We start from the raw sequence: 25,853 nt of genomic DNA on the forward strand, positions 1-25,853 counted from the left end.
CCTCACGTCATACCTTGGATCCCAATGAAACGATTGCCTCCTCTGCCGGCGCTGCACACTTTTCTGATCACCGCGCAGTGCTGCAACTTCACCCGGGCCGCCGAACAGCTGCACATCACCCAAGGCGCGGTGAGCCGGCAGATCGCCGGGCTGGAAGATCATCTGGGGTATGAGCTGTTCATTCGTCAGGCGCGAGGCTTGAGCCTGACCGCCGAAGGACGGGAATGGCTGCCACGGGTGCAGCAGATTTTCGGCCTGATCGACGAGGCGGTGGAGCAGATCGGCGAGAGGCGCGAAACCCTGCAACTGAAAGCACCGACCTGCGTGATGCGCTGGCTGTTGCCGCGCCTGTTGCAGTGGCAAAAGGAACGTCCGGATGTGCCAGTGCAATTGACCACCACGGTGAAGCACGGCGTGGATTTTCATCGCGAGCAGTTCGATGCGGCGGTGATGTATGGCGCGCCGCCGGACAGCTCACTGGCCTCCCGGCATCTGTTCGATGAGCAACTGACGCCGGTGTGTTCCCGACCGATGCTTGAAGGGCCGATGGCTTTGCAGACACCAGCCGATCTGCAACAGCACTTGTTGCTGCACCCCACCCGTGATGAACGGGACTGGAACGCCTGGCTGAAGGCTGCGGATATTCGGCTGAGCAATGTCGGCAAAGGTCAGCATTTCGAAACCCTGGACCTGGCGATGTCGATGGCGTCCCAAGGGACAGGCGTGGCGATTGGCGATTGGTCGTTGATCGGCGATGACCTGAGTGCCGGACGGTTGGTCATGCCCTTTGACTTGAAGGTGAAAACCGGGTTGGCGTATTACCTGGTGTTCCCCGAGAAACCTGCGCCTTCGCCGAAACTGCGCGAATTGATGGGGTGGTTGGTGGAGCAGGCGCAAAGCCGCTAAGAGATGCTCATAGATCGTTCCCACGCGCAGCAAAGGAATGCAGCCCGGGACGCTCCGCGTCCCTTCCAAAGCCGAACGCGGAGCGTCCGTTGAGGCATTCCCACGCAGAGCGTGGGAACGATCAAACGATCAAGCAGCTCCATCAATACCCGACAGTAAACCGCTGACATGAATGCTTCGGCGTTTCCACTTCATCGATCAGCGCAATCGCGAAGTCAGCAAAGGTAATCCAGCTGCGGCCCTCTGCACTCACCAGCAAGTCATCCTTGCCGACCCGAAACGTACCCGTGCGCTCACCTTCGACGAATTCCGCCGATGGCGACAGGAAGGTCCAGTCCAACTCCTTTTCCTGACGCAAGGTATTCAGGAACGCGGCTCCGGCGCTGGCCTCGGCCTTGTAGTCCTCCGGGAAGCCTTCGCTGTCGATTACACGAGAGCCATTCGGCAGCAACAGCGAACCGGCACCTCCCACTACCAGCAGACGTTTTACCCCGGCCTTTTTCACCGGCTCGATGACCGCGCTGGCGGGGATGGCGGAGAAATGCGCCGCGCTGATCACCGCATCATGCCCGGCCACGGCGGCTTGCAATGCAGCAGCGTCAAGCACGTCCACATTCTTGCTGACCACACCAGCACGCTGGACGATTTTCGAGGTGTCGCGGGCGATGGCGGTGACGCTGTGACCGCGACGCAGGGCTTCTTCCAACAGCTGGCTACCGGCACGACCGGTGGCACCGATGATTGCGATGTTGCTCATGACGTTTCTCCAGTTGGCATGGGTGAATCTGTTGATCGTTCCCACGCTCTGCGTGGGAACGATCAGCTCAGCGGATTACCACTTCATCTCGCCCTTGGCGACTTTGGCGCTCAGCTCGAGCGAGCTTTCTTCGCCCAGGGTCGGGTAGCGTTTTTTCATTGCGCCGATCAGTTCGGCAGCGTCTTTCGCCTTGACGGTTTCGTCGTCGAACGCCTTGATGTAATCAGCGGTGAATTGCACCGCCGCCAGAGAGCGAGCGCTGTCACCGAGGTAGTGACCCGGCACGATGGTTTTCGGCTTCAGCGCTTCGATCGCCTGCAACGTCGTCAGCCAATCGGCATGGGATTGCGGGGTCTGGGTGTCGGCCATCCACACGTGAATGTTTTCCGCGACCACCACGCCACCGACCACTGCCTTGATCGACGGGATCCACACAAAGCTGCGATCCGGCTGCTTGCCGTCCAGGCCGATCACCTGCAATTTCTGCCCTTCCAGCATCAGGCTGTCGCCCTTCAGCACCTGAGGCACGATGGTTTTGTTCGGCACGTCAGCACCCATTTTCGGGCCCCAGAACGCCAGTTTGCCGTCGACGGTTTTTTTGATGTGATCAACCGTCGGTTGCGAGGCCAGCACCTTGGCTTTCGGGAACGCTTGGGTGACGGTGTCGAGGCCGAAGTAGTAATCCGGATCACCATGGCTGATGTAAATGGTGGTCAGTTGCTTGCCGCTGGCGCGGATTTTTTCCACCACTTGTTCGGCCTGGGCTTTGCCGAATTGCGCGTCGACCAGAATCGCTTCTTTCTCGCCGCTGACCAGCACCGAGGTCACCGGGAAGATCGCATGGGTGCCTGGGTTGTAGACGTCCAGCGTCAGGGTGGACGCCGCAGCGGCATGGGCCGCGAAGCCGAGGATGGCGGTTGCCAGAAGAATGCGTTTGAGTGAAGTGAAGCCGATCATCTGTTGCTCCGTTATCCGAATGCCGTGCTTGGCGATGGGACAGAGCTTAGTTGCCTGGTTCGATACAAAAAATGCGATGCTTGAACATAGTTTGTTTCTGAAAGCGGGCAAATCATGGATCGTCTACAAGCAATGCGGGTGTTCGTCACGGTGGTCGACCTCGGTAGCCAATCGGCCGCTGCCGATCACCTGGACCTGTCGCGACCGGTGGTTTCACGCTATCTGGCGGAGCTGGAGGATTGGGTCGGCGCGCGCCTGATGCATCGCACCACGCGCAAATTGAGCCTGACCGCCGCCGGCAGTGAGATTCTGCCTCGCTGTCGGCAGATGCTCGATTTGTCCACCGACATGCAAGTCGCCGTCAGCGAGCCGGACGATGCGCCGCGAGGTCTGCTACGGATCAGCGTTAGCACCTCGTTCGGCCAGGCGCAACTGGCGGACGCCATGGCGACTTACGTCAAGCATTACCCCGGCGTCAGCATCGACATGCAAATGCTCGACCGCACGGTGAACCTGGTGGATGAACGCATCGATCTGGCCATCCGCACCAGCAACGACCTGGACCCGAACCTGATCGCCCGGCGGCTGACCGTCTGCCGTTCAGTGATCTGCGCTTCCCCCGCTTACCTGCGTGAGCACCCAACGCCGCAACGGGTCGAGGACCTCAGCCTGCACAATTGCCTGACCCACTCCTACTTCGGCAAAAGCCTCTGGCATTTCGAACAGGACGGCGAACCCGTCTCGGTGCCGGTGCAGGGCAACATCAGCGCCAACGAAGCCAGCACGCTGTTGCGCGCAGCAATGGCCGGGGCCGGCGTGGCGATGCTGCCGAGCTATCAGGCAGGTGTGCATATCCACAGCGGCGAATTGATTCGCCTGCTGCCCCAGGCCGAGCCCCGGCAGATGAACATCTATGCGGTGTATGCCTCACGCAAGCATATGCCGGCGGCATTGCGCAGCATGCTGGATTTTCTGGTACTCAGATTTCCTGAAGAACCGGAGTGGGATGCAGGCCTGTAAACACCCCCCTGTAGGAGCTGGCTTGCCAGCGAAGGCGGCGGGTCAGTCAGCACATATGCAGAATGTGACGGACGCCTTCGCTGGCAAGTCAGCTCCTACAGGGATATCAGTGTTCTGAATATCGCGTTAACCGCGAAACCGGACTTGCTGGCAACTCACCGGCGCTGACCTATGCTCAAAGCAGTACCGCAAGGTATTCGTTCAGAGGTCAACGCCATGAACATCAAAACAAGAAGATACCTCGCCATTTTCATCACTTGCGCGGCGACGCTGGCGCTGTATGGCACGGCCGCCTGGCGTGTCGAGCAGTTGCGACAAGTGCCCCGTGAATTCGCAAGCTGCAACTTCGAGCGCTGTATGCCCCACAACGCGACCCTCAACGCCCTCCGGTAATGAAGGGGTTCAGGTTTCACTGTCCTGATCGGCATGGTCCTGATCGGCTTTCAAGCGGTCGCGAAAGGCCTTGGGCGAAATTCCCACGCGACGCCTGAACAGGCGCGTGAAGTTGGTCGGATCGGAAAACCCCAACACGTCAGACATTTCATAAATGGTCATGCTGGTGTAGGTCAGCAAGCGCTTGGCCTCCAGCAATTGACGCTCATGCATGATCTGCAACGCCGGTTGCCCCGCCAGTTCACGGCACGTGCCGTTGAGGTGGGACACGGAAATTCCCAGCCGATGAGCCAGATCCTCGACCTTGACGTGCTGGCGATAGGTCTCTTCCACCAGCTGAATAAAACCGTTGAGGTATTCCCGGGCCCGCTGTGGGCGCTGACTGGCGGTTTGGCGCTGAATCACCTGACGGCTGACCCACACCATGATCACGCTGACCAGCGAATGCATGAGCATTTCCCGCGCCGGTTGATGGCCGGTGTACTCGCTTTGCAGCGCTGAAAACAGGCTGTTGAGGTATTCGCTGTCCTTGCCCGCCGGGTAGCTTTCGGCCTGTGCCAGAGCGTTCACCGAATGGCCCAGTTGCGCTTGCAGGTGGGTGATCAGCGGCGCGGCCAGCGTGACGACGAACCCTTCGACGTCCTCGGAAAACCGATAACCATGCACCGATAACGGCGGCAGAATCAGAATGGCCGGCTCAGTCAATCGGGAGCGTTTACCTTCGATCTCAAGCTCTGCCTGACCTTTGAAGACGAAGAGCAACTGACACAAATCGGCGTGGCGGTGGGGTTTGATTTCCCATTGATGTTCGCGGCTGCGCTTGGAAATGGTTTCACAGTGCAACAAATCAGGGGTCGGCCAGTCCAGGCTTTCACCGTAAAGTTTGAACACCGGAATCGATGGCAGGTCAGGCTTGTTCATCACTTCAATCCAGGCCTCGAGGGTAACGGGGCGATAATCGCACCGATTGGCAGAATGTACAGGTATCGGCTCAGTTTTCCCCTTCAATTGACAGACTCGCAAGTGAAAAATGCAAGTACTCGATTCATCAAAATCATTCACGGCTTCCATACGAGGCTATCGAATAGCCTCCTACCGATCTACACTGACGAGCATCCCGCTCGCCTTGCCTGCTGCGGGTCCATTACTGCCCGCAGGTCTTACCCGTGACCAATCTCAACCAGCCTGAAACGCCCAAACCGGCTATTCGCAGCGTTCTTGTTGCACTGATGCTGGCGATCTTTCTGGGCGCGCTGGACCAGACCATCGTCGCCGTATCGATGCCGGCCATTTCCGCGCAATTCAAGGATGTCAGCCTGCTGGCCTGGGTGATTTCCGGGTACATGGTGGCGATGACCGTGGCGGTGCCAATCTACGGCAAACTCGGCGATCTGTATGGCCGCCGCAAGTTGATGCTGTTCGGCATGGGAGTGTTCACCCTGGCGTCCTTGTTCTGCGGCATGGCGCAAAGCATGGAGCAATTGGTGCTGGCGCGGATCCTCCAGGGCATTGGCGCCGGCGGGATGATTTCGGTGAGCCAGGCGATCATCGGCGACATCGTTCCACCCCGTGAACGCGGTCGCTATCAAGGTTACTTCAGCAGCATGTACGCGGTGGCCAGCGTGGCCGGCCCGGTTCTCGGTGGCTACATGACCGAATACCTGTCCTGGCGCTGGGTGTTTCTGATCAACCTGCCGTTGGGCCTGGGTGCCTGGCTGGTGGCCCACCGTACGCTGGTGGGTTTGCCAGTGCCGCAGCGCAAACCGATCATCGATTACTTCGGCACGTTGCTGATGATCATTGGCCTTACGGCGTTGCTGCTGAGCATTACTCAGGTTGGTCAAGGACATTTATGGCGCAGCACCGAAGTGTCGGGGTTGCTCGGTTGTGCGGTGGTGGTGCTGGCCGTGTTCGTCTGGCATGAACGGCGGGCGCGGGAACCGTTGCTGCCGCTGCATTTGTTCACCAACCGCAGTGCGATCCTTTGCTGGTGCACGATTTTTTTCACCAGTTTCCAGGCGATTTCCCTGATCGTGCTGATGCCGCTACGTTTTCAGAGCGTCACCGGCGCCGGGGCCGACAGCGCTGCGTTGCATCTGTTGCCGCTGGCCATGGGTTTGCCGATAGGCGCGTATTTCGCCGGACGCCAGACCTCGGTGACCGGTCGTTACAAACCGATGATCCTGACCGGCGCCCTGCTCATGCCGTTTTCGATTCTCGGCATGGCGTTCAGTGCGCCTCAGGCGTTTGTGCTGAGCAGCCTGTTCATGTTGCTCAGCGGCATCGCCAGCGGCATGCAGTTCCCGACTTCGTTGGTGGGCACGCAAAACTCGGTGGAACAACGGGACATCGGCGTCGCCACCAGCACCACCAATCTGTTCCGCTCTCTGGGCGGTGCAGTGGGCGTGGCGTTGATGTCGGCGCTGCTGCTGGCGTTGTTGCAGGATTCGAGTTTCGCTCACTTGGCCGGCTCGTCGCTGATTGCCGAGGGCCGTTCGGGGAATGTCTTGCTCGATGGTTTGAACGCCGCACCGGGGGATGCACAAAACGCCTTGCGCGCTGAGCTGCTGCTGACCTTCCGGCATTTGCTGATGGTCAGCGCGGCGGTGTCGCTGCTGGGGCTGGCGGCGGCGATTGCCATGCCGAACAGAGTGTTGCGGGGGCGGGAGGATACGGTTCGCTAACCCTCCGACCGATCGTTCCCACGCTCTGCGTGGGAATGCCTCAAGGGACGCTCCGCGTTCCAATGGGACGCAGAGCGTCCCGGGCTGCATTCCCACGCAGAGCGTGGGAACGATCAACCACACCTCCCTCTCTACATCGGGCTATTGAGGCCGGGCGCGCAGCTGTTGCTGCAGATTCTGAATCTGCGCCTGCAGGGTGTTGATGTTGCGGGTGACCTGGCCGCGGAAGGCGTCGAACTCGGCGGTGTTGGTGCCACCTTGTGCGCCGGCCGGGCGGTTGTCCTGTTGGCTTTTGAGCACGATCATGTCTTGCTCCAGGCGCTCGATGGCGGCGCTCGGGTTGCCTTGTTTCTTCAGCGCGACGATGTCAGCGCCCAGGCTCTTGAGTTGGGCGTCGAATTGGCTGGTATCGTCCGACGCGTTCTTCAACGCGGCCAGTTCGCCGCTCAAGGCTTTGACCTGGGCCTGTAACTGAGTATTGACGGTTTGTTGTTCGGTGGCTTGCGCGGTCATTTGCGCCAGACGCTTGTCCAGCTCGGAGGTCTGGCCGAGCACGCCTTGCTGCTGTTTGCTCTGGTCCTGAAGCTTGCTTTCCAGCTGTTTGCTCTGGTCCTGGAGTTTGCCTTCCAGCTGTTTGATTTGCAGCTTCAACGCTTCACTGCCGGTGTTGACGTTGGACTGACTGGCCACGACCTTGCCGGAAATGTCCTGCAAGCGCCCCGCCGCTTCCTCACTGATGCGCGCGAAACTTTCCTGGGTCGCCACCAGTTGCTGTTCCATCAGGGAGATCTGCTGAAAACTCCACCAGGCAAGGCCGGCGAAGGCAAAGAACAATGCGCCGACCAATGCCCACAGAGGGCCAGTGCTCGGGCCTTTGACCTTGACCACCGGTGTGGTGCGCGAATGCACGGAAGTGCGAGTGGTGGTCGGAAAATCATCGTCATCGAGGCTGTCGGCGCGCAGGCTCGGGACATCGTCGAAGTCGTCGTTGGCATCGTTACGCATGGGCATTAGGATCAACCTTTGTGGAACGCGGTGATGGCTTGATGCGGCGAAGTATACCCCCGCTGCCGCACCGGTTGACCCTGAACCCCGAACTCGGTTCAGTAACGGGCCGCCCGTGTGTGTCAGCGAATGTCCTGAGCCTTCCACCAGCCGCAGAATTCATCGAGGGCGGTCCAGAGGCTGACTTTCGGATCGTAGTCCAGATAATGCCGTGCGCGGCTGATGTCCAGGGTGAAGTTTTTGTTCATGACTTGCATGCCCAGCCTCGACAGGGTCGGCTCGGGACGCCCCGGCCACAGCTTGCACATACCCTCGTTGAGCGCGGCAAGGCTGTAGGCCAAACCGTAGGAACGGTAACGGGTAACCTGTGGGACATCCATTTGGCGCATCACATAATTGACCACATCCCACAACGGAACCGGCGCTCCGTTGCTGATGTTGTAGGCCTTGCCCAAGGCCGAACCGCTGGCCAACAAGCTGCTGAGCAACGCTTCATTGAGGTTTTGCACGCTGGTGAAATCGACCTTGTTCAGGCCATTGCCGATAATCGCCAACCGCCCTTTGCGCTGCATTTTCAGCAATCTCGGGAAAATACTCATGTCGCCGGCGCCCGTCACGAAACGCGGACGCAGGGCCAGGGTTTCGAGGCCGAATTCCTGCGCGCCGAAGACTTTTTGCTCGGCCAGGTATTTGGTCGCCGCATAGGGATGCTTGAAGCGCTTGGGCACCTGATCTTCGGTCAACCCCAAATGATCGCGGCCATCGAAGTAGATCGACGGTGACGATAAGTGCACCAGGCGCCGAACCCGCTGTTTCAGACAGGCCTCGACCACATTCTCGGTGACTTCGACGTTGCCTTGATAAAAGTCCTGATACCGCCCCCACAAACCCACTGCGCCGGCGCAATGCACCACGGCTTCGACGTCTGAACACAGGTCGCGCGCCAGTTGCGGGTCGCTCAAGTCGCCCTGAATGAACTCGGCGCCACGGCGCACCAGATGCTCGACGCTCTCGGCCCGGCGACCGTTGACCCGCACGTCCAGGCCCTGCTCCAGGGCGAAACGCGCAAAGCGTCCGCCAATGAAGCCGCTTGCGCCGGTGACCAGAATCTTCATGAATTGCTCCGAATATTTCGTTTTGCGTTTTGCGTATGGCGTGAGGTCTTGACGCTGCCCGTCAGTCCAACGGCACCAGCCATTGCTTCGACGAGCGCACCAATTGATCGGTGAGTAACCCCAACAGCTGACCGCCATTGCGCCAATGATGCCAGTACAGCGGCACATCGATCGGCTTATCTGGCAAAAGCTCTTGCAGGATTCCGCGCTCAAGTTGATCGCGCACCTGCAATTCAGGCACCAGCCCCCAGCCAAGCCCTGCTTCCGTGAGACGAAGAAACCCTTCGGACGATGGGCATAAATGGTGTTCGAAACCGCCGTCCACACCGAGGGATGCGAGGTAGCGATGCTGTAGGAAATCATCCGGACCAAACACCAGGGCCGGGGTTTTGGCCAACTGATCCGCGCGCACACCGTCGGGAAAATGCCGGGCAATGAACGCCGGGCTGGCCATCGCACGGTAGCGCATCGCCCCCAACAGAACGCTGCGCGCACCGGCCACTGGCCGTTCACTGGCGCAGACACACGCCGCCACTTCGCCTGCGCGCATGCGTTTGAGGCCGACGGTCTGGTCTTCCACTACCAGATCAAGCAGCAAATGTTGTTCCGCGCAAAAGTCCCCCACCGCCTCGGCCCACCACGTGGCAAGACTGTCGGCATTCAGAGCGATACGCAGGCGTTCCGGCAGGCCTTCTTCGTCCAGCGCCGGCACCAGAGTTTGCAAATCACGTTCAAGCAATCGCACCTGCTGCACATGGTTGAGCAATCGCCGGCCAATCTCCGTCGGCGCCGGGGGAGTGACCCGTACCAACACCGGTTGGCCGACCCGTGCCTCCAGCAGTTTGATGCGCTGGGAGATGGCCGATTGGGACAACCCCAACACCTGCGCGGCGCGTTCGAATCCGGCCTGCTCGATTACAGCGGCGAGCGCGGAAAGTAATTTGTAGTCGAACATCAGTTTTCCTAATGGGCGATCAGTACTATTGGTTTTTCTTATACAGCCTTCAACCGGAGAATGGCCAGCAAGAACTCTTGAACAAGGATCACCGACATGGCTGGCGAAACGTCATTGGCAACCCTGCTGCGCAGCATGCGCCCGCAACTCAACGACGGCGAATACGTGTTCTGTACGTTGCGCGACGGCAAGTTGCCCCAGGGCCTTGAGATTGTTGGCAGTTTTCGCGAGCGGGAAGGTCTGACGGTGATTCTGCAACGTTCCCACGCTGAGAAAGCCGGTTTCAGCTTCGACTACGTCGCCGCATGGATCACCTTGAACGTGCACTCGGCCCTCGAAGCCGTCGGCCTGACCGCCGCGTTCGCCACGGCATTGGGCCAGGCCGGCATCAGTTGCAACGTAATCGCCGGCTATTACCACGACCATTTGTTCGTCGGCCAGGCCGATGCCGAACGCGCCCTGCAGGTACTGCGGGATCTGGCGTCCAACGCGGAGTAAAACGTATGTGGCAAAGCTATGTGAACGGCCTGTTGGTGGCCGCGGGGCTGATCATGGCGATCGGCACCCAGAATGCGTTTGTGCTGGCGCAGAGCCTTCGGCGTGAACATCACCTGCCGGTGGCGGCGCTGTGTGTGACCTGCGATGCGCTGCTGGTGGCCGCCGGGGTATTCGGCCTGGCGACGGTGCTGGCGCAAAACCCGACCCTGCTGGCCATCGCCCGTTGGGGCGGCGCGGCGTTTTTGCTGTGGTACGGCAGCCTGGCGTTACGTCGGGCCTGCTCGAAACAAAGCCTGCAGCAGGGTGAGAATCAGACGGTACGTTCACTGCGGGCGGTGCTGCTCAGTGCATTGGCGGTGACGCTGCTCAACCCGCACGTTTATCTGGACACCGTGTTGCTGATCGGCTCCCTCGGCGCACAACAAACCGAACCCGGTGCTTATGTCGTGGGCGCGGCCAGTGCGTCATTGTTGTGGTTTTTTACTTTGGCCCTTGGCGCGGCATGGCTGGCGCCGTGGCTGGCACGGCCGAGCACCTGGCGAATCCTCGACCTGTTGGTGGCCGTCATGATGTTCACTGTAGCGTTCCAGTTAATCAGCGCCGGGTGATTTATTCCAAAAGGCTCTGGAACCTCTATTCCACACAGTTGTTGCGTGGTTATGCCGCACCCCCGGTGCTATGATCCGATCCCTGCGCCGCAAAGAGTACAAACTCCCCGGCGCATGTCTGGCCGCCCGTGATCGGCCTTGCGCTCACCGCAACTGACCTGATTAGGAGTATCATCATGGCTTTCGAATTGCCGCCGCTGCCTTACGCACACGATGCCCTGCAGCCGCACATTTCAGAGGAAACTCTGCAATATCACCACGACAAGCACCACAACACCTATGTCGTGAACCTGAACAACCTGGTGCCAGGCACCGAGTTCGAAGGCAAGACCCTGGAAGAAATCGTCAAGACTTCCTCGGGCGGTATCTTCAACAACGCCGCTCAGGTCTGGAACCACACGTTCTACTGGAACTGCCTGGCGCCAAACGCCGGCGGTCAACCAACCGGCGCGCTGGCTGATGCCATCAACGCAGCGTTCGGTTCGTTCGACAAGTTCAAGGAAGAGTTCAGCAAAACGTCCATCGGCACCTTCGGTTCCGGTTGGGGCTGGCTGGTGAAAAAGGCTGACGGTTCCCTGGCCCTCGCCAGCACCATCGGCGCCGGCAACCCGCTGACCAGCGGCGACACCCCGCTGCTGACCTGCGACGTCTGGGAACACGCTTACTACATCGACTACCGCAACCTTCGTCCGAAGTACGTCGAAGCGTTCTGGAACCTGGTCAACTGGAAGTTCGTGGCTGAGCAGTTCGAAGGCAAAACCTTCACCGCTTAAGCTTCGCGCCAGTCAAGAAACCCGGCTTTTGCCGGGTTTTTTTATGGGGTCGATAAATGGGTATAGCCGTAGAAGAATGGTCGGCTGTCAGGCCGCCATCGCGGGCAAGCCTCGCTCCTACAGTTGGAGGGAACATTCCCACAATGCGAGTGGCATTCGCCCTCTTGCCCTCACACCACAGCGGTCTAACATCAACCACAAGGAAAAATTGTCCCGTTCCCCTCAAGTTGAGACCCCCAACAACCGACACAGTGTTAATAGGGCAAATACTCCAAACAACAGCATATCCGCCAAGCTACCGGCAAAATCCCCTGGGTTGGATTGTCCCTTTGACTGACATCACGGGATTGCCAATACTCATGGCCACTTGACGCTACCCGCACGGAACAAGGAATAACCCTTTGAAGCTGGAACTCAAGAACAGCTTGTCGGTGAAGTTGCTTCGGGTCGTGCTCCTGTCGGCATTGATCGTCGGCGTGGTTTTGAGCTGCGCGCAGATCGTTTTCGATGCCTATAAAACACGCCAGGCCGTGGCTAACGATGCTCAGCGCATCCTCGATATGTTCCGTGACCCGTCGACCCAGGCCGTCTACAGCCTGGACCGGGAAATGGGTATGCAGGTGATCGAAGGCCTGTTTCAGGACGATGCCGTGCGCATGGCCTCCATCGGCCACCCTCACGAAGCCATGCTTGCGCAAAAAACCCGTGAACTGCAGCACTCCAACAGCCGCTGGCTGACCGACCTGATCCTCGGCCAGGAACGCACCTTTACCACCCAACTGGTGGGCCGCGGGCCCTACAGCGAGTACTACGGCGACCTGAGCATTACTCTCGACACCGCCACCTACGGCAAGGGCTTCATTGTCAGCTCAGTGATCATCTTCATTTCTGGCGTATTACGCGCCCTGGCCATGGCCCTGGTGCTGTATCTGGTCTATCACTGGCTGCTGACCAAACCGCTGTCGCGGATTATCGAACACCTGACCGAAATCAACCCGGACCGGCCCAGCGCCCACAAGATTCCGCAGCTCAAGGGCCACGAGCAAAACGAACTGGGAGTCTGGATCAACACCGCCAACCAGTTGCTTGAATCCATCGAGCGCAACACTCACCTGCGCCACGAAGCGGAAAACAGTCTGCTGCGCATGGCCCAGTACGACTTCCTCACCGGTTTGCCGAATCGCCAGCAATTACAGCAACAACTGGACAAAATCCTCGTCGACGCTGGCAAGTTGCAGCGTCGGGTTGCGGTGCTGTGTGTCGGGCTCGATGACTTCAAAGGCATCAACGAACAGTTCAGCTATCAGACCGGCGACCAATTGCTGCTGGCCCTGGCCGATCGCCTGCGGGCCCACAGCGGTCGCCTCGGCGCCCTGGCCCGTTTGGGTGGCGATCAGTTCGCACTGGTCCAGGCCGACATCGAACAACCCTATGAAGCGGCCGAACTGGCCCAAAGCATTCTCGATGATCTGGAAGCGGCGTTCGCCCTCGATCATCAGGAAATTCGCCTGCGCGCCACCATCGGCATCACTTTGTTCCCCGAAGACGGTGACAGCACCGAGAAGTTACTGCAAAAAGCCGAGCAGACCATGACCCTGGCCAAGACTCGCTCGCGCAACCGCTATCAGTTCTATATCGCCAGTGTCGACACGGAAATGCGTCGGCGCCGCGAGCTGGAAAAAGACCTGCGCGATGCCTTGATCCGCGATCAGTTTTACCTCGTTTATCAACCACAGATCAGCTACCGCGATCATTGCGTGGTGGGCGTCGAGGCGTTGATTCGCTGGCAGCATCCCGAACATGGGCTGGTACCGCCAGATCTGTTCATCCCGCTGGCCGAGCAGAACGGCACCATCATCGCCATCGGCGAATGGGTGCTGGATCAGGCCTGCAAACAATTGCGCGAATGGCACGATCAGGGTTTCGATCTGCGCATGGCGGTGAACCTGTCCACCGTGCAATTGCACCACGCCGAGTTGCCGCGGGTGGTCAACAACCTGCTGCAGATGTACCGCCTGCCACCGCGCAGCCTGGAACTGGAAGTGACCGAAACCGGCCTGATGGAAGACATCAGCACCGCCGCCCAGCACTTGTTGAGCCTGCGTCGCTCCGGCGCGCTGATCGCCATCGACGACTTCGGCACCGGCTATTCATCACTGAGCTATCTGAAAAGCCTGCCGCTGGACAAGATCAAGATCGACAAAAGCTTCGTTCAAGATCTGCTCGATGACGACGATGATGCGACCATCGTTCGCGCCATCATCCAGCTAGGCAAGAGCCTGGGCATGCAGGTGATTGCCGAAGGTGTGGAAACCGCCGAGCAAGAGGCTTACATCATTTCCGAAGGCTGCCATGAAGGTCAGGGTTATCACTACAGCAAACCGCTGCCGGCACGGGAATTGAGCGCTTATCTGAAGCAGGCCCAGCGCAGTAATGCAGTTATCTTGTAGAGATCAAAAGATCGCAGCCTCGTTTCACTCGACTGCTCCTACAGTAGGAACTGTCGAGTGAAACGAGGCTGCGATCTCTTGATCTACGACACAACTCCCGCGCGAATAAGAAATATTTACAAGCACAACCCTTTACACATAATGCGAAAGATTTGCATTATGTCGCAGTTTTGCGCGCGCCCCGCGCGTCCATCAATCACCGAAGCAGGATGTTCGCCATGATTCGTATGCCTCTGGCCACCGCCAGTCTGCTGGCCATCGCTATTTCCCTCGCCGGTTGCGGCGAAGGCAAAGACAAGGCTGCCGCTCCACAAGCGCCGACCCCGGCCGCCAGCACCGCTGCCCCGGCTGTGCCTGCCGCTACCGGTAAAGTCGATGAAGCCGCCGCCAAGGCTGTGGTTGCGCATTACGCCGACATCGTCTTCGCCGTTTACAGCGACGCCGAATCCACCGCGAAAACCCTGCAAACCGCCGTCGACGCATTCCTCGCCAAGCCGAACGCCGACACTCTGAAAGCCGCCAAGGCTGCCTGGGTCGCGGCCCGTGTGCCTTACCTGCAGAGCGAAGTGTTCCGCTTCGGCAACACCATCATTGACGACTGGGAAGGTCAAGTGAACGCCTGGCCACTGGATGAAGGCCTGATCGACTATGTCGACAAATCCTACGAGCACGCATTGGGTAACCCGGGCGCCGCCGCCAACATCATCGCCAACACCCAGGTTCAGGTGGGCGAAGACAAGGTCGACGTGAAAGAAATCACCCCGGAAAAACTCGCCAGTCTGAACGAGCTGGGCGGTTCCGAGGCCAACGTCGCCACCGGCTACCACGCCATCGAATTCCTGCTCTGGGGCCAGGACCTGAACGGCACCGGCCCTGGCGCTGGCAACCGTCCGGCTACCGACTTCCTGGAAGGCAAAGGCGCTACCGGCGGTCACAACGATCGTCGTCGCGCTTACCTGAAGTCCGTGACCCAACTGCTGGTCAATGACCTGCAAGAAATGGTCGGCAACTGGAAGCCGAACGTGGCTGACAACTACCGCGCCACCCTGGAAGCGGAACCGGCTGAAACCGGCCTGCGCAAAATGCTGTTCGGCATGGGCAGCCTGTCCTTGGGCGAACTGGCGGGCGAGCGCATGAAGGTTTCCCTGGAAGCCAATTCCCCGGAAGACGAACAGGATTGCTTCAGCGATAACACCCACAACTCGCACTTCTACGACGCCAAAGGCGTGCGTAACGTGTACCTGGGCGAATACACCCGCGTAGACGGCAGCAAAATGACCGGCGCCAGCCTGTCGTCGCTGGTCGCCAAAGCCGATCCGGCAGCCGACACCGCACTGAAAGCCGACCTGGCTGCGACCGAAGCCAAGCTGCAGGTCATGGTCGATCACGCCAACAAGGGTGAGCACTACGACCAACTGATCGCTGCCGGCAACACCGCTGGCAACCAGGTCGTGCGCGATGCCATCGCCTCGCTGGTCAAGCAGACCGGTTCGATCGAAGCGGCCGCCGGCAAACTGGGCATCAGCGACCTGAACCCGGACAACGCTGATCACGAGTTCTGATCAACGCTGGCTGAATGAAAAAGGCGATCTTCGGGTCGCCGATCGTTCCCACGCTCTGCGTGGGAATGCCTCAACGGACGCTCCGCGTTCGGCTGTTGATGTGACGCAGAGCGTCACGGGCTGCATTCCCACGCAGAGCGTGGGAACGATCAGTTGCCCCACATCAACCAAACGATAATTCCTCTTATTCAAACTCCCCTGCCCTGTTAGACTTTGCGCCCTTGTTTTGCTCGCCTAGCAGGATGTCCGATGCCTTCGCTGCCTCTTCGCTTGTCCGCTCTGTTGCTGGCCCTGGGCCTGAGTGCCTGCGATGACGCCCCGCGTTTTACCCAGGCCGAACCCGGTGAAGCCCGCTCCGGTGGCAGTGCGACGGTGCGCAAGACCGATCAGAACGCATTCTCCCTGCCGTCCGCCAATCTGCCGCCGTCACGGAGAGTCGATTTCAGCGTCGGCAACAGTTTCTTTCGCAGCCCTTGGGTGATTGCCCCGTCGACCACCACTGCCCGCGATGGCCTCGGCCCGTTGTTCAATACCAACGCCTGCCAGAATTGCCACATCAAGGATGGGCGCGGTCACCCGCCCGCGCCCGATGCGCCAAATGCGGTGTCAATGCTGGTGCGCCTGTCGATCCCTGATGCGCCGGCCTACGCCAAGGTCATCGAACAACTGGGCGTGGTGCCAGAGCCGGTCTACGGCGGCCAGTTCCAGGACATGTCGGTGCCCGGCGTCGTCCCGGAAGGCAAGGTGCGCATCGATTACACGCCGGTCCCGGTGCGTTTCAAGGACGGCAGCGAAGTCGAGTTGCGCAAGCCGACCCTGCAGATCACTCAACTCGGCTACGGCCCGATGCACCCCGACACGCGTTTCTCGGCGCGCATCGCACCGCCGATGATTGGCCTGGGCTTGCTTGAAGCGATTCCCGACGAAGCCATTCTGGCCAACGCCGAGGCTCAGGCCCGGGAGAAAAACGGCATCGCCGGACGCCCGAACCGGGTCTGGGACGACGCGCAGCAGAAAACCGTCCTCGGCCGATTTGGCTGGAAGGCCGGGCAACCGAACCTCAATCAACAAAACGTTCACGCGTTCTCTGGTGACATGGGCCTCACGACCAGCCTGAAACTCACCGATGACTGCACCGACGCGCAAACCGCTTGCAAGCAGGCGCCCAACGGCAATGGCCCGGATGGCGAGCCGGAAGTCAGCGATAACATCCTGCGCCTGGTGCTGTTCTACAGTCGTAACCTCGCGGTGCCGGCCCGTCGCGATGTCGGCGCGCCGCAAGTGCTGGCCGGCAAGAATCTGTTTTTCCAGGCGGGATGCCAATCCTGTCATACCCCTCAATACACCACCGCCGCCAACGCCGCGGAACCTGAATTGGCCAATCAAGTGATTCGCCCTTACAGCGACCTGCTGCTGCATGACATGGGCGACGGCCTGGCCGACAACCGCACTGAGTTTCAGGCCAGCGGCCGCGACTGGCGCACGCCGCCGTTGTGGGGCATCGGCCTGACGCAGACGGTCAATGGCCACACCCAGTTCTTGCATGACGGCCGCGCCCGCAACCTGCTCGAAGCCGTGCTCTGGCATGGCGGCGAGGCACAGGCGGCGCAGCAACAGGTTTTGTCTTTCAATGCCGAGCAGCGCGCGGCGTTGCTGGCGTTTTTGAATTCCCTTTAATACGTATTCCTTCCGCGGGAGCCCGACATGTTCCGTCCCAAATTGTTGTTCACCAGCCTGGCCGCCCTCGCCCTGGGCGCCTGTTCGCCCCAGGATCCGCAAGCGGTCACGTCGGCAGCCATCGCCAAGCAAGTGATCCTGCCGACCTACAGCCGCTGGGTTGAAGCCGACCGTCAACTGGCGGTCAGCGCCCTGGCGTTCTGCCAAGGCAAGGAAAACCTCGAAACCGCCCGTGCCGACTTCCTGCACGCGCAGAAAGCCTGGGCCGAGTTGCAACCGCTGCTGATCGGGCCGTTGGCCGAGGGCAACCGTTCGTGGCAGGTGCAGTTCTGGCCGGACAAGAAAAACCTCGTGGGCCGTCAGGTCGAGCAACTGGTCACCGCGCAACCGCAGATCGATGCTGCTGCCCTGGCCAAGTCCAGCGTTGTGGTTCAGGGGCTCTCGGCCTATGAATACATCTTGTTCGACAGCAAGATCGACATGGCTGACAGCGCGCAGAAAGCCAAATATTGCCCGCTGCTGACCGCCATTGGCGAACGCCAGAAGCAACTGGCCGAAGAGATCCTGTCGCGCTGGAACACCAACGACGGCATGCTCGCGCAGCTGAGTAAATTTCCGAACCAGCGCTACGCCGACTCCCACGAAGCGATCGCCGATCTGCTGCGCGTGCAAGTGACGGCACTGGACTCCTTGAAGAAAAAACTCGGCACTCCGATGGGTCGTCAGAGCAAGGGCACGCCACAACCGTTCCAGGCCGACGCCTGGCGCAGCCAATCGTCGCTGCAAGGCCTGCAAGCGAGCCTGAGCGCGGCGCAAACCGTTTGGGTCGGTGTCGACAACAAAGGCCTGCGCGGCCTGTTGCCGAGCGAGCAGAAACCCTTGGCCGACAAGATCGACGCGGCCTACGCAGCGTCCCTGAAACTGTTCGCCAGCAACCAGCGCTCGCTGACCGACATGCTCAGCGACGATGCCGGGCGCCAGCAGCTCAATGCGATCTACGACAGCCTCAACGTGGTCCATCGCCTGCACGAAGGCGAGCTGGCCAAGGCACTGGGTATCCAACTGGGCTTCAACGCCAACGACGGTGACTGATGAGGGCAAGTGCCATGCTGCGACGCCAGGCTCTGACGTTAGGGAGTTTGCTGCTGGGTGCAGTGACACTGGGCGGCTGGACGCTGTTCAAGCAAAAGGACAAAAGCCCGCTGCTGCTCTCGGCGCGGGACGACGGTGATGGCAAGCATTACGCCGTCGGTTATCGGCTGGACGGCACCCGGGTGTTTGCCACCCAGGTTGGCCAGCGTTGCCACGACATCATCAATCACCCGACGCTGCCGATAGCGCTGTTCGTCGCCCGGCGTCCGGGTACCGAGAGTTACCTGATCGATCTGCGCGACGGCACGTTGCTGCAAACCGTGGTGTCGCAGCCGAACCGGCACTTCTACGGTCACGCGGTGATTCACCAAAGCGGCGACTGGTTGTACGCCACCGAGAACGACACCTCCGATCCGGGCCGTGGCCTGCTCGGTGTGTATAAGTTCGAAGGTGAGCGCCTGGTGCACAGTGGCGAGCTTTCCACCCACGGTGTCGGCCCGCATCAGGTGTCGTGGATGCCCGATGGCGAGACGCTGATTGTCGCCAACGGCGGCATTCGCACCGAGGCTGAAAGCCGGGTCGAGATGAACCTCAACGCGATGGAGCCGAGCCTGGTGTTGATGCAGCGCGATGGCACGTTGTTGAGCAAGGAAACACTGGCCCAGCAGATGAACAGCGTGCGGCACTTGGGCGTCGCCAGCGATGGCACTATCGTCGCCGGTCAGCAGTTCATGGGCGCTGCTCACGAGTCATCGGAACTGCTGGCGATCAAGCGTCCCGGCCAACCGTTCGTGGCGTTCCCGGTACCCGAGCATCAATTGCAGGCCATGGGGCATTACACCGCCAGCGTTGCCGTACACAGTGAATTACGTCTGGTCGCCCTGACCGCGCCGCGAGGTAACCGCTTTTTTATCTGGGACCTGGACAGCGCTGAAGTACGCCTGGACGCGCCACTTCCTGATTGCGCCGGCGTCGGGGCCGTGGCCGATGGTTTTGTCGTGACCTCCGGTCAAGGACGATGCCGGTACTACGATTGCCGCCTGACAAGCCTTGTCGCAAAACCTCTGGAATTGCCTGCGGGGCTCTGGGACAACCATCTTCACTTGATCTGACTTCATCCTCCCTTGTAGGAGCGAAGCTTGCTCGCGAAAGCGGTGTGTCAGTCAGTACATTAGTTGGCTGACACACCGCTTTCGCGAGCAAGCTTCGCTCCTACAGGGTTTGCGCCATTCTGTAATAACTGCCAGTTGGAATCCCCCTCACACTCGGAGTAATGTTCCCGCCTGTACCACCTGATTTTCTCCAAGGAAATGGAAATATGCTGCGTCGCCGCATGCTGATCATGTTGGGTGTTGTCCTGCTAATCGTGCTGGTCCTGGCCGGTTACAAAGCCTTCTCCATCTACACAATGATGCAGGGCTTCTCCGCGCCGAAACCGCCGATAAATGTCGCCGTGGCCACCGCCACCGAACGTCCGTGGCAAAGCCGTTTGCCAACGGTCGGCACTCTCACGGCGCTGCAAGGGGTCGACCTGAGTCTGGAGATCGCCGGCACCGTCAAGGAAGTGCAGTTCGAGTCCGGGCAGAAGGTCAAGGCCGGTCAGCCGATCCTGCAGCTCGACACCTCCGTTGAAACTGCCCTGCTGGCAACCGCTCAAGCCGACCTGGGACTGGCGCAACTGGATTACGGTCGCGGCAGTCAATTGGTGGGCAGCCAGGCTATTTCCAAAGGCGAGTTCGACCGACTCTCGGCGGTGTTGCAAAAGAGCCGGGCCACCGTCAACCAGCTCAAGGCGGCGCTGGAAAGAAGGCGCATCCTCGCCCCGTTCAGCGGGACCATCGGCATTCGTCAGGTGGACGTCGGCGACTACGTGGCCAGCGGCACGATGATCGCTACCCTGCAAGACCTCAGCAGCCTCTACGTCGACTTCTTTGTGCCCGAACAATCGGTGCCGAAAATCGCCCTCGGCCAACCGGTACAAGTCATTGTGTCGGCCTACCCGACAGAGAGTTTCCCCGGCACTATCAGCGCGATCAACCCGAAAGTCGAGAGCAGCACCCGCAATGTGCTGGTGCGCGCGACCCTGGCCAACCCCGATGGCAAACTGCTGCCGGGCATGTTCGCCAGCCTGCAGGTGATGTTGCCCGATCCGCAGCCGCACATCGTTGTGCCGGAAAGCGCAATCACCTACACCCTTTATGGCAATTCGCTGTACGTCGTCGGGCAGAAAAAGGCCGAAGACGGCAGCCTCGAAAAAGACGACAAGGGCGAGCCGATTCTAATCGCCGAACGACGTTTCGTCGAAACCGGCGAGCGCCGCGACGCAATGGTCGTGATCACCAAAGGCGTGCAGAACGGCGAAAAAGTGGTCACGGGGGGACAGATCAAACTGGACCACGGCGCGCACATTGCCATCAGCGACGACAAGACTTTAGCCGAGAAGAGCAGTCAGCCGCGCGCTGACTGATCAAGGAATCCCCATGGCTTTTACCGACCCGTTCATCCGCCGCCCGGTGCTCGCCACCGTGGTCAGCCTGTTGATTGTGCTGCTGGGTTTCCAGGCCTGGAGCAAATTGCCGCTGCGCCAATACCCGCAAATGGAAAACGCCCTGATCACGGTGACCACCGCTTACCCCGGGGCCAACGCCGAAACCATCCAGGGTTACATCACCCAACCGATGCAGCAGAGCCTGGCCAGCGCCGAAGGCATCGACTACATGACGTCGGTCAGTCGCCAGAACTTCTCGGTGATTTCGATCTACGCGCGCATCGGCGCCAACAGCGACCGCTTGTTCACCGAGCTGCTGGCCAAGGCCAACGAGGTCAAGAACCAGCTGCCCCAGGACGCCGAAGACCCGGTGCTGAGCAAGGAAGCCGCCGACGCTTCGGCGCTGATGTATATCAGCTTCTTCAGCGACGAGCTGAGCAATCCACAGATCACCGATTACCTGTCACGGGTCATCCAGCCGAAACTCGCCACTCTGCCGGGCATGGCCGAAGCCGAGATTCTCGGTAACCAGGTGTTTGCCATGCGCCTGTGGCTGGACCCGGTGAAACTCGCCGGTTTCGGCCTGAGTGCCAGCGACGTGACCAACGCCGTGCGCCAATACAACTTTCTCTCTGCCGCCGGCGAGGTGAAAGGCGAGTATGTGGTTACCAGCATCAACGCCAACACCGAGCTCAAATCTGCCGAAGCCTTTGGCGCGATTCCGCTCAAGGTAGAGGGCGACAGTCGCGTGCTGCTGCGGGACGTGGCGCAGGTCGAGATGGGCGCGGAGAACTACAACACCATCAGTTCCTTCGGCGGCACGCCCTCGGTGTACATCGGCATCAAGGCCACGCCCGGCGCCAACCCGCTGGACGTGATCCGGGAAGTACGCAAGATCATGCCGGAGCTGGAAGCCCAGCTGCCGCCGAACCTGAAAGGCGAAATCGCCTACGACGCCACGCTGTTCATCCAGGCCTCCATCGACGAAGTGGTGAAAACCCTGTTCGAAGCGGTGCTGATCGTGATCGTGGTGGTGTTCCTGTTCCTCGGCGCCCTGCGCTCGGTGGTGATCCCGGTGGTCACCATTCCGCTGTCGATGATCGGCGTGATGTTCTTCATGCAGATGATGGGTTACTCGATCAACCTGCTGACCTTGCTGGCAATGGTATTGGCCATCGGGCTGGTGGTGGACGACGCCATCGTGGTGGTGGAAAACATCCACCGGCACATCGAAGAAGGCAAGACGCCGCTCGATGCGGCTATCGAGGGTGCCCGGGAAATCGCCATGCCCGTGGTGTCGATGACCATCACCCTGGCGGCGGTCTATGCGCCGATCGGTTTCCTGACCGGCCTGACGGGGGCGCTGTTCAAGGAATTCGCCCTGACCCTGGCCGGGGCGGTGGTGATCTCCGGCGTCGTTGCCCTGACACTGTCGCCGATGATGTGCGCCCTGCTATTGCGCCACGATGAAAACCCTACTGGCCTGGCCCATCGCCTGGACGTGATCTTCGAAGGCCTCAAGCGCCGTTACCAGAGTGTGCTTCATGGCACTCTCAACACCCGGCCGGTAGTCCTGGTGTTCGCGGTGATTGTGCTGTGTCTGATTCCGGTGTTGCTCAAGTTCACCAAGTCGGAACTGGCGCCGGACGAGGATCAGGGCGTCATCTTCATGATGGCGAATGCCCCGCAGACGGCCAACCTCGACTACCTGAATACCTATACCGACGAGTTCCTCACGATTTTCAAGGAGTTCCCCGAGTACTACTCCTCGTTCCAGATCAACGGTTTCAATGGCGTGCAATCGGGGATCGGCGGCTTCCTGCTCAAACCCTGGAACGAACGCGACCGGACCCAAATGCAAATCCTGCCCGAGGTCCAGAGCAAACTGGAGAGCATTCCCGGGTTGCAGATCTTCGGTTTCAACCTGCCATCCCTTCCGGGCACCGGTGAAGGCTTGCCGTTTCAATTCGTGATCAACTCGGCCAACACCTATGAGTCATTGTTGGACGTGATGGACCGGGTGAAAAAAAGAGCGATGGAGTCCGGCAAGTTCGCTTTCGTCGACGTCGACCTGGCCTTTGACAAACCCGAAGTCGTGGTGGATATCGATCGCGCCAAGGCTGCACAGATGGGTGTGTCGATGCAGGACCTGGGCGGCACCCTCGCAACGTTGCTGGGTGAAGCGGAGATCAACCGTTTCACCATCGAAGGTCGCAGTTATAAAGTCATCGCGCAGGTGGAACGGCCCTTCCGGGATAACCCCGACTGGCTGAACCATTATTACGTCAAGAACACCAAGGGCGAATTGCTGCCCCTGTCGACCCTGATCACCGTGACCGACCGGGCGCGACCGCGCCAGTTGAATCAGTTCCAGCAACTCAATTCGGCGATTCTTTCCGGGGTCCCGCTGGTCAGCATGGGTGAGGCCATCGACACCGTGCGCCAGATCGCTCGGGAAGAAGCGCCGGCGGGTTATGCCGTCGACTATGCCGGTGCGTCACGGCAATACGTTCAGGAAGGCAGCGCGCTGTGGGTCACCTTTGCCCTGGCATTGGCGATCATCTTTCTGGTACTGGCGGCCCAGTTCGAAAGTTTCCGCGATCCACTGGTGATACTGGTGACCGTGCCGCTGTCGATCTGTGGCGCGTTGATCCCGTTGTTCCTCGGCTGGTCGAGCATGAACATCTATACCCAGGTAGGGTTGGTGACGTTGATCGGGCTGATCAGCAAGCATGGGATCCTGATCGTCGAGTTCGCCAACCAGTTACGCAAGGAGAAGGGGCTATCGCCTCGCGAAGCGGTGGAGGAAGCGGCGGCCATTCGCTTGCGTCCGGTATTGATGACCACGGCGGCGATGGTGTTCGGCATGGTGCCGTTGATCATCGCCACGGGCGCGGGTGCCGTCAGTCGGTTCGACATCGGCACAGTGATCGCGACGGGGATGTCGATCGGGACGCTGTTCACGTTGTTCGTGTTGCCGTGTATTTACACGTTGCTGGCCAAACCCGATAAACACTAACGTCAAAAGATCGCAGCCTTCGGCAGCTCCTAGACGATCGTTCCCACGCTCTGCGTGGGAATGCAGCCCGGGACGCTCCGCGTCCCATCAAAAGCCGAACGCGGAGCGTCCGTAGAGGCATTCCCACGCAGAGCGTGGGAACGATCGATGGTGAGCCAAGTGAAAAGAAAAGGCCTCGCATTTGCGAGGCCTTTTATTTGGGCTTCAATCTGTTCAACTTTGTGGCCTCAGTCCCTGAGAAAGTCCGAACATGAACAGTAACAAGTCATGATCGGGTTGAGTGGCCACGGGTGCTTTGGCAACCCGGGGCAACGGACAATGCGCGTCACCGTGCACGGAGCTGAGGACTTGCGTGCGGGGCTGCTCCCATGCTGCCACCGCCAATGAAGCAACTGCCAAGGCTCCGGCTAAAAACAAACCTCGTGCAATTTCGAGTTTCATTGTTATAAGCCTTTGATAGCGCTGCCAAACGCCGTCTCATAAAAATAGACGAGTTTTTTCCAGTCTGTATCGCTGAACGACGAGTGGCGACGCAGTTGTTTCAGGTCATGGACCGCTGCTTGACGGGCGATCAAACGCTTCCGACATTTCTCCAGATCGATCAAGGCAATTTCGACCTTGGCCGACTCGCCTTCGCCGGTGACCCGCACGAATATGTGCTTGATGTAGAGGCAGCTGTGCTGCCAACGACCCTTGTGCATGCGGGCCAGATTGTCTGCCAGATCCTTCAATACACGATCATGCATCGCTTCACCGTAACGCTCGCGACCACCCCCCGCGTACCAGTGTTTGATTTCCTCGAAGCCATCCAGGGACTTGGTAACCAGTAATGCGCGCCATTTATTATTCACGGGATCGCGCAGTGCCTCGCAGAAAACAATTTCCGGAACACGAATGCCGAGCCGGCGCAAACCGATGAGCGCATCACGCTCGCGCAATACTGTCGGCCGACCGAACGGGTGTAACCCGCTGCGATAGGTATGCCCGGTTTGACGCTTGATGTAGAGCAGCTGTCCATCACTGCCCATAACGCGCTGCACGCCACTGTCTCCACCACGACGGACGTTGGGTTCTTCTACCCATTCGCCGCGCAGGTTCCAGAAGTAGTCGAAGCGGTCCCGAGGAGCAACTGCCATCCTGTTACCTCTTGCGTAATACGTACACCCGCCACATCGCATAGAGTGGTAAAAAATCCAGTCGCTCCTGAATTCGGAAACCCGCCTGCTCGAACTCCTGTTCGACCGTCGCAGCCGGTAACACAAATCGATTTTGGTAACTTCCCTGCTCCCGCGTCTGCTCGAGGCGTTTGCGTCTCCAGGCTTTGAAATTGCCGTCCACCCACAACGAAAGGATCACGCTGTCGCGGGTGACACGCTGGAATTCGCGCAGGATGGCCAGTCGATGTTCGGCTTCACCGATGTGATGGAGCAAGCGCATGCAGAAAATGCTGTCAACGGCGTTATCGGGTAAGGCAATGTCGAATGCAGAAGTGTGCAAGGGTTGTACCCTTTTCACCACGTCGGCGGGTTGCGCCTGCATGGCAGTCTTCAACATGGATTCGGAGTTGTCGGCCCCGATGATGACACGGTTGTGTTTTTCCGCGAGCAGCGGCCAGAAACGCCCCGCGCCGCACGGCAAATCGAGGACCAGCCCAGGCTCTCCGGCCAGCGTCAGCGCTTTTCGCGCCAGCTGCTCGTCACGCCAGTGGGACAGTCGGCGACTGAGACCCTCCTGATGCTTGCGCAAATATTGCTGGGCGTGTTGATCGTCGTATTTTTCGGAAAATTTGAGCTTGATCGGGCCAGCCATCACTGCAGTCTCCTGAACGTCTGATGACCACTACCCTAGGTAGCACCGTGTCAGCGTCAGGTCGTGCGTTTGTGAAAAAAATGTC

23 protein-coding genes are annotated in these 25,853 nt (G+C 59.8%); 14 read left to right on the top strand and 9 right to left on the bottom strand.

The window, feature by feature from the left end:
• Window positions 1-24: 24 nt before the first annotated feature.
• Window positions 25-906, top strand: a complete 882-nt coding sequence (locus MEB48_RS14700) for a LysR substrate-binding domain-containing protein (protein WP_237884884.1) — start codon at window positions 25-27, stop codon at window positions 904-906.
• Window positions 907-1,048: 142 nt separating this feature from the next.
• Here the strand turns inward: MEB48_RS14700 and MEB48_RS14705 are convergent, their stop codons facing one another.
• Both MEB48_RS14705 and MEB48_RS14710 read right to left on the bottom strand, forming a co-directional pair.
• Entirely contained in the window at window positions 1,049-1,663 is a 615-nt protein-coding gene (locus MEB48_RS14705) for an NAD(P)-dependent oxidoreductase (protein WP_237884885.1), read from the bottom strand.
• 75 nt (window positions 1,664-1,738) lie between these two features.
• Complete coding sequence (locus MEB48_RS14710) at window positions 1,739-2,620, bottom strand: MBL fold metallo-hydrolase (RefSeq protein WP_237884886.1); 882 nt, start codon at window positions 2,618-2,620, stop codon at window positions 1,739-1,741.
• Window positions 2,621-2,734: 114 nt separating this feature from the next.
• On the opposite strand from MEB48_RS14710, the gene MEB48_RS14715 reads away from it, so the two are divergent.
• Complete coding sequence (locus MEB48_RS14715) at window positions 2,735-3,640, top strand: LysR family transcriptional regulator (RefSeq protein ID WP_237884887.1); 906 nt, start codon at window positions 2,735-2,737, stop codon at window positions 3,638-3,640.
• Window positions 3,641-3,811: 171 nt separating this feature from the next.
• Window positions 3,812-4,033 carry a hypothetical protein gene (locus MEB48_RS14720; protein WP_237884933.1) on the top strand — a complete coding sequence of 74 codons (222 nt, stop codon included), beginning with the start codon at window positions 3,812-3,814 and terminating at the stop codon, window positions 4,031-4,033.
• 9 nt (window positions 4,034-4,042) lie between these two features.
• Here MEB48_RS14720 and MEB48_RS14725 read toward each other — a convergent pair whose 3' ends face one another.
• On the bottom strand, window positions 4,043-4,954 hold the full coding sequence (locus MEB48_RS14725) for a helix-turn-helix domain-containing protein (protein WP_237884888.1): 912 nt from the start codon (window positions 4,952-4,954) through the stop codon (window positions 4,043-4,045).
• A 245-nt stretch (window positions 4,955-5,199) separates the two neighbouring features.
• On the opposite strand from MEB48_RS14725, the gene MEB48_RS14730 reads away from it, so the two are divergent.
• Window positions 5,200-6,717, top strand: coding sequence for an MDR family MFS transporter (locus tag MEB48_RS14730; RefSeq protein WP_237884889.1), 1,518 nt, complete (start codon window positions 5,200-5,202; stop codon window positions 6,715-6,717).
• 141 nt (window positions 6,718-6,858) lie between these two features.
• Here the strand turns inward: MEB48_RS14730 and MEB48_RS14735 are convergent, their stop codons facing one another.
• From MEB48_RS14735 to MEB48_RS14745, 3 genes are all read right to left on the bottom strand, one after another.
• On the bottom strand, window positions 6,859-7,728 hold the full coding sequence (locus MEB48_RS14735) for an ATPase (protein WP_237884890.1): 870 nt from the start codon (window positions 7,726-7,728) through the stop codon (window positions 6,859-6,861).
• A gap of 116 nt (window positions 7,729-7,844) precedes the next feature.
• The gene (locus tag MEB48_RS14740) at window positions 7,845-8,837 is read right to left on the bottom strand and encodes an NAD-dependent epimerase/dehydratase family protein (protein ID WP_237884891.1); all 993 of its coding nucleotides are present in this window, start codon (window positions 8,835-8,837) and stop codon (window positions 7,845-7,847) included.
• Window positions 8,838-8,898: 61 nt separating this feature from the next.
• Window positions 8,899-9,792, bottom strand: coding sequence for a LysR family transcriptional regulator ArgP (locus MEB48_RS14745; RefSeq protein WP_237884892.1), 894 nt, complete (start codon window positions 9,790-9,792; stop codon window positions 8,899-8,901).
• 96 nt (window positions 9,793-9,888) lie between these two features.
• On the opposite strand from MEB48_RS14745, the gene MEB48_RS14750 reads away from it, so the two are divergent.
• The 10 genes from MEB48_RS14750 to MEB48_RS14795 all read left to right on the top strand — a co-directional run bounded on the left by MEB48_RS14750 (window position 9,889) and on the right by MEB48_RS14795 (window position 23,959).
• Window positions 9,889-10,290, top strand: coding sequence for an ACT domain-containing protein (locus tag MEB48_RS14750; protein ID WP_095051376.1), 402 nt, complete (start codon window positions 9,889-9,891; stop codon window positions 10,288-10,290).
• Window positions 10,291-10,295: 5 nt separating this feature from the next.
• Complete coding sequence (locus MEB48_RS14755) at window positions 10,296-10,898, top strand: LysE/ArgO family amino acid transporter (RefSeq protein ID WP_008069553.1); 603 nt, start codon at window positions 10,296-10,298, stop codon at window positions 10,896-10,898.
• Window positions 10,899-11,074: 176 nt separating this feature from the next.
• The gene (locus MEB48_RS14760; protein WP_007898423.1) at window positions 11,075-11,671 is read left to right on the top strand and encodes a superoxide dismutase; all 597 of its coding nucleotides are present in this window, start codon (window positions 11,075-11,077) and stop codon (window positions 11,669-11,671) included.
• Window positions 11,672-12,072: 401 nt separating this feature from the next.
• Window positions 12,073-14,121, top strand: a complete 2,049-nt coding sequence (locus tag MEB48_RS14765) for a putative bifunctional diguanylate cyclase/phosphodiesterase (RefSeq protein ID WP_237884893.1) — start codon at window positions 12,073-12,075, stop codon at window positions 14,119-14,121.
• Window positions 14,122-14,339: 218 nt separating this feature from the next.
• On the top strand, window positions 14,340-15,683 hold the full coding sequence (locus MEB48_RS14770; protein ID WP_237884894.1) for an imelysin family protein: 1,344 nt from the start codon (window positions 14,340-14,342) through the stop codon (window positions 15,681-15,683).
• 249 nt (window positions 15,684-15,932) lie between these two features.
• Window positions 15,933-17,360 carry a di-heme oxidoreductase family protein gene (locus tag MEB48_RS14775; RefSeq protein WP_237884895.1) on the top strand — a complete coding sequence of 476 codons (1,428 nt, stop codon included), beginning with the start codon at window positions 15,933-15,935 and terminating at the stop codon, window positions 17,358-17,360.
• A 27-nt stretch (window positions 17,361-17,387) separates the two neighbouring features.
• Window positions 17,388-18,452: an imelysin family protein gene (locus MEB48_RS14780; RefSeq protein WP_237884896.1), complete on the top strand. Its 1,065-nt coding sequence runs from the start codon at window positions 17,388-17,390 to the stop codon at window positions 18,450-18,452.
• A gap of 14 nt (window positions 18,453-18,466) precedes the next feature.
• Window positions 18,467-19,564, top strand: coding sequence for a DUF1513 domain-containing protein (locus MEB48_RS14785; RefSeq protein WP_237884897.1), 1,098 nt, complete (start codon window positions 18,467-18,469; stop codon window positions 19,562-19,564).
• A 206-nt stretch (window positions 19,565-19,770) separates the two neighbouring features.
• Window positions 19,771-20,919 carry an efflux RND transporter periplasmic adaptor subunit gene (locus MEB48_RS14790; RefSeq protein ID WP_237884898.1) on the top strand — a complete coding sequence of 383 codons (1,149 nt, stop codon included), beginning with the start codon at window positions 19,771-19,773 and terminating at the stop codon, window positions 20,917-20,919.
• 13 nt (window positions 20,920-20,932) lie between these two features.
• Window positions 20,933-23,959 (top strand): multidrug efflux RND transporter permease subunit, encoded by a 3,027-nt coding sequence (locus MEB48_RS14795; protein WP_237884899.1) that lies wholly within the window; start codon window positions 20,933-20,935, stop codon window positions 23,957-23,959.
• A gap of 213 nt (window positions 23,960-24,172) precedes the next feature.
• On the opposite strand, the gene MEB48_RS14800 is transcribed toward MEB48_RS14795, so the two are convergent.
• Genes MEB48_RS14800 through MEB48_RS14810 form a run of 3 tightly spaced genes read right to left on the bottom strand, consistent with a single transcriptional unit; the run spans window position 24,173 to window position 25,768 of the window.
• The gene (locus MEB48_RS14800; RefSeq protein WP_026331876.1) at window positions 24,173-24,400 is read right to left on the bottom strand and encodes a hypothetical protein; all 228 of its coding nucleotides are present in this window, start codon (window positions 24,398-24,400) and stop codon (window positions 24,173-24,175) included.
• Window positions 24,401-24,402: 2 nt separating this feature from the next.
• Window positions 24,403-25,095 (bottom strand): lipopolysaccharide kinase InaA family protein, encoded by a 693-nt coding sequence (locus MEB48_RS14805; RefSeq protein ID WP_237884900.1) that lies wholly within the window; start codon window positions 25,093-25,095, stop codon window positions 24,403-24,405.
• A gap of 4 nt (window positions 25,096-25,099) precedes the next feature.
• A complete protein-coding gene (locus MEB48_RS14810) occupies window positions 25,100-25,768 on the bottom strand; it encodes a class I SAM-dependent methyltransferase (RefSeq protein WP_237884901.1) in 669 nt (222 codons plus the stop codon).
• Window positions 25,769-25,853: the final 85 nt, after the last annotated feature.

This window comes from Pseudomonas sp. PGPR40 (genome assembly GCF_022014505.1).
Classification (GTDB): domain Bacteria; phylum Pseudomonadota; class Gammaproteobacteria; order Pseudomonadales; family Pseudomonadaceae; genus Aquipseudomonas.

Bases quoted from the DNA above. Each gene is read 5' to 3' on its own strand.
- MEB48_RS14710 (WP_237884886.1), bottom strand. From the start codon at position 2,620: ATGATCGGCTTCACTTCACTCAAACGCATTCTTCTGGCAACCGCCATC.
- MEB48_RS14755 (WP_008069553.1), top strand. From the start codon at position 10,296: ATGTGGCAAAGCTATGTGAACGGCCTGTTGGTGGCCGCGGGGCTGATC.
- MEB48_RS14725 (WP_237884888.1), bottom strand. From the start codon at position 4,954: ATGAACAAGCCTGACCTGCCATCGATTCCGGTGTTCAAACTTTACGGT.
- MEB48_RS14735 (WP_237884890.1), bottom strand. From the start codon at position 7,728: ATGCCCATGCGTAACGATGCCAACGACGACTTCGACGATGTCCCGAGC.
- MEB48_RS14760 (WP_007898423.1), top strand. From the start codon at position 11,075: ATGGCTTTCGAATTGCCGCCGCTGCCTTACGCACACGATGCCCTGCAG.
- MEB48_RS14715 (WP_237884887.1), top strand. From the start codon at position 2,735: ATGGATCGTCTACAAGCAATGCGGGTGTTCGTCACGGTGGTCGACCTC.
- MEB48_RS14780 (WP_237884896.1), top strand. From the start codon at position 17,388: ATGTTCCGTCCCAAATTGTTGTTCACCAGCCTGGCCGCCCTCGCCCTG.
- MEB48_RS14775 (WP_237884895.1), top strand. From the start codon at position 15,933: ATGCCTTCGCTGCCTCTTCGCTTGTCCGCTCTGTTGCTGGCCCTGGGC.
- MEB48_RS14790 (WP_237884898.1), top strand. From the start codon at position 19,771: ATGCTGCGTCGCCGCATGCTGATCATGTTGGGTGTTGTCCTGCTAATC.
- MEB48_RS14805 (WP_237884900.1), bottom strand. From the start codon at position 25,095: ATGGCAGTTGCTCCTCGGGACCGCTTCGACTACTTCTGGAACCTGCGC.
- MEB48_RS14740 (WP_237884891.1), bottom strand. From the start codon at position 8,837: ATGAAGATTCTGGTCACCGGCGCAAGCGGCTTCATTGGCGGACGCTTT.
- MEB48_RS14800 (WP_026331876.1), bottom strand. From the start codon at position 24,400: ATGAAACTCGAAATTGCACGAGGTTTGTTTTTAGCCGGAGCCTTGGCA.
- MEB48_RS14770 (WP_237884894.1), top strand. From the start codon at position 14,340: ATGATTCGTATGCCTCTGGCCACCGCCAGTCTGCTGGCCATCGCTATT.
- MEB48_RS14795 (WP_237884899.1), top strand. From the start codon at position 20,933: ATGGCTTTTACCGACCCGTTCATCCGCCGCCCGGTGCTCGCCACCGTG.
- MEB48_RS14720 (WP_237884933.1), top strand. From the start codon at position 3,812: ATGCTCAAAGCAGTACCGCAAGGTATTCGTTCAGAGGTCAACGCCATG.
- MEB48_RS14810 (WP_237884901.1), bottom strand. From the start codon at position 25,768: ATGGCTGGCCCGATCAAGCTCAAATTTTCCGAAAAATACGACGATCAA.
- MEB48_RS14750 (WP_095051376.1), top strand. From the start codon at position 9,889: ATGGCTGGCGAAACGTCATTGGCAACCCTGCTGCGCAGCATGCGCCCG.
- MEB48_RS14785 (WP_237884897.1), top strand. From the start codon at position 18,467: ATGCTGCGACGCCAGGCTCTGACGTTAGGGAGTTTGCTGCTGGGTGCA.
- MEB48_RS14700 (WP_237884884.1), top strand. From the start codon at position 25: ATGAAACGATTGCCTCCTCTGCCGGCGCTGCACACTTTTCTGATCACC.
- MEB48_RS14705 (WP_237884885.1), bottom strand. From the start codon at position 1,663: ATGAGCAACATCGCAATCATCGGTGCCACCGGTCGTGCCGGTAGCCAG.
- MEB48_RS14745 (WP_237884892.1), bottom strand. From the start codon at position 9,792: ATGTTCGACTACAAATTACTTTCCGCGCTCGCCGCTGTAATCGAGCAG.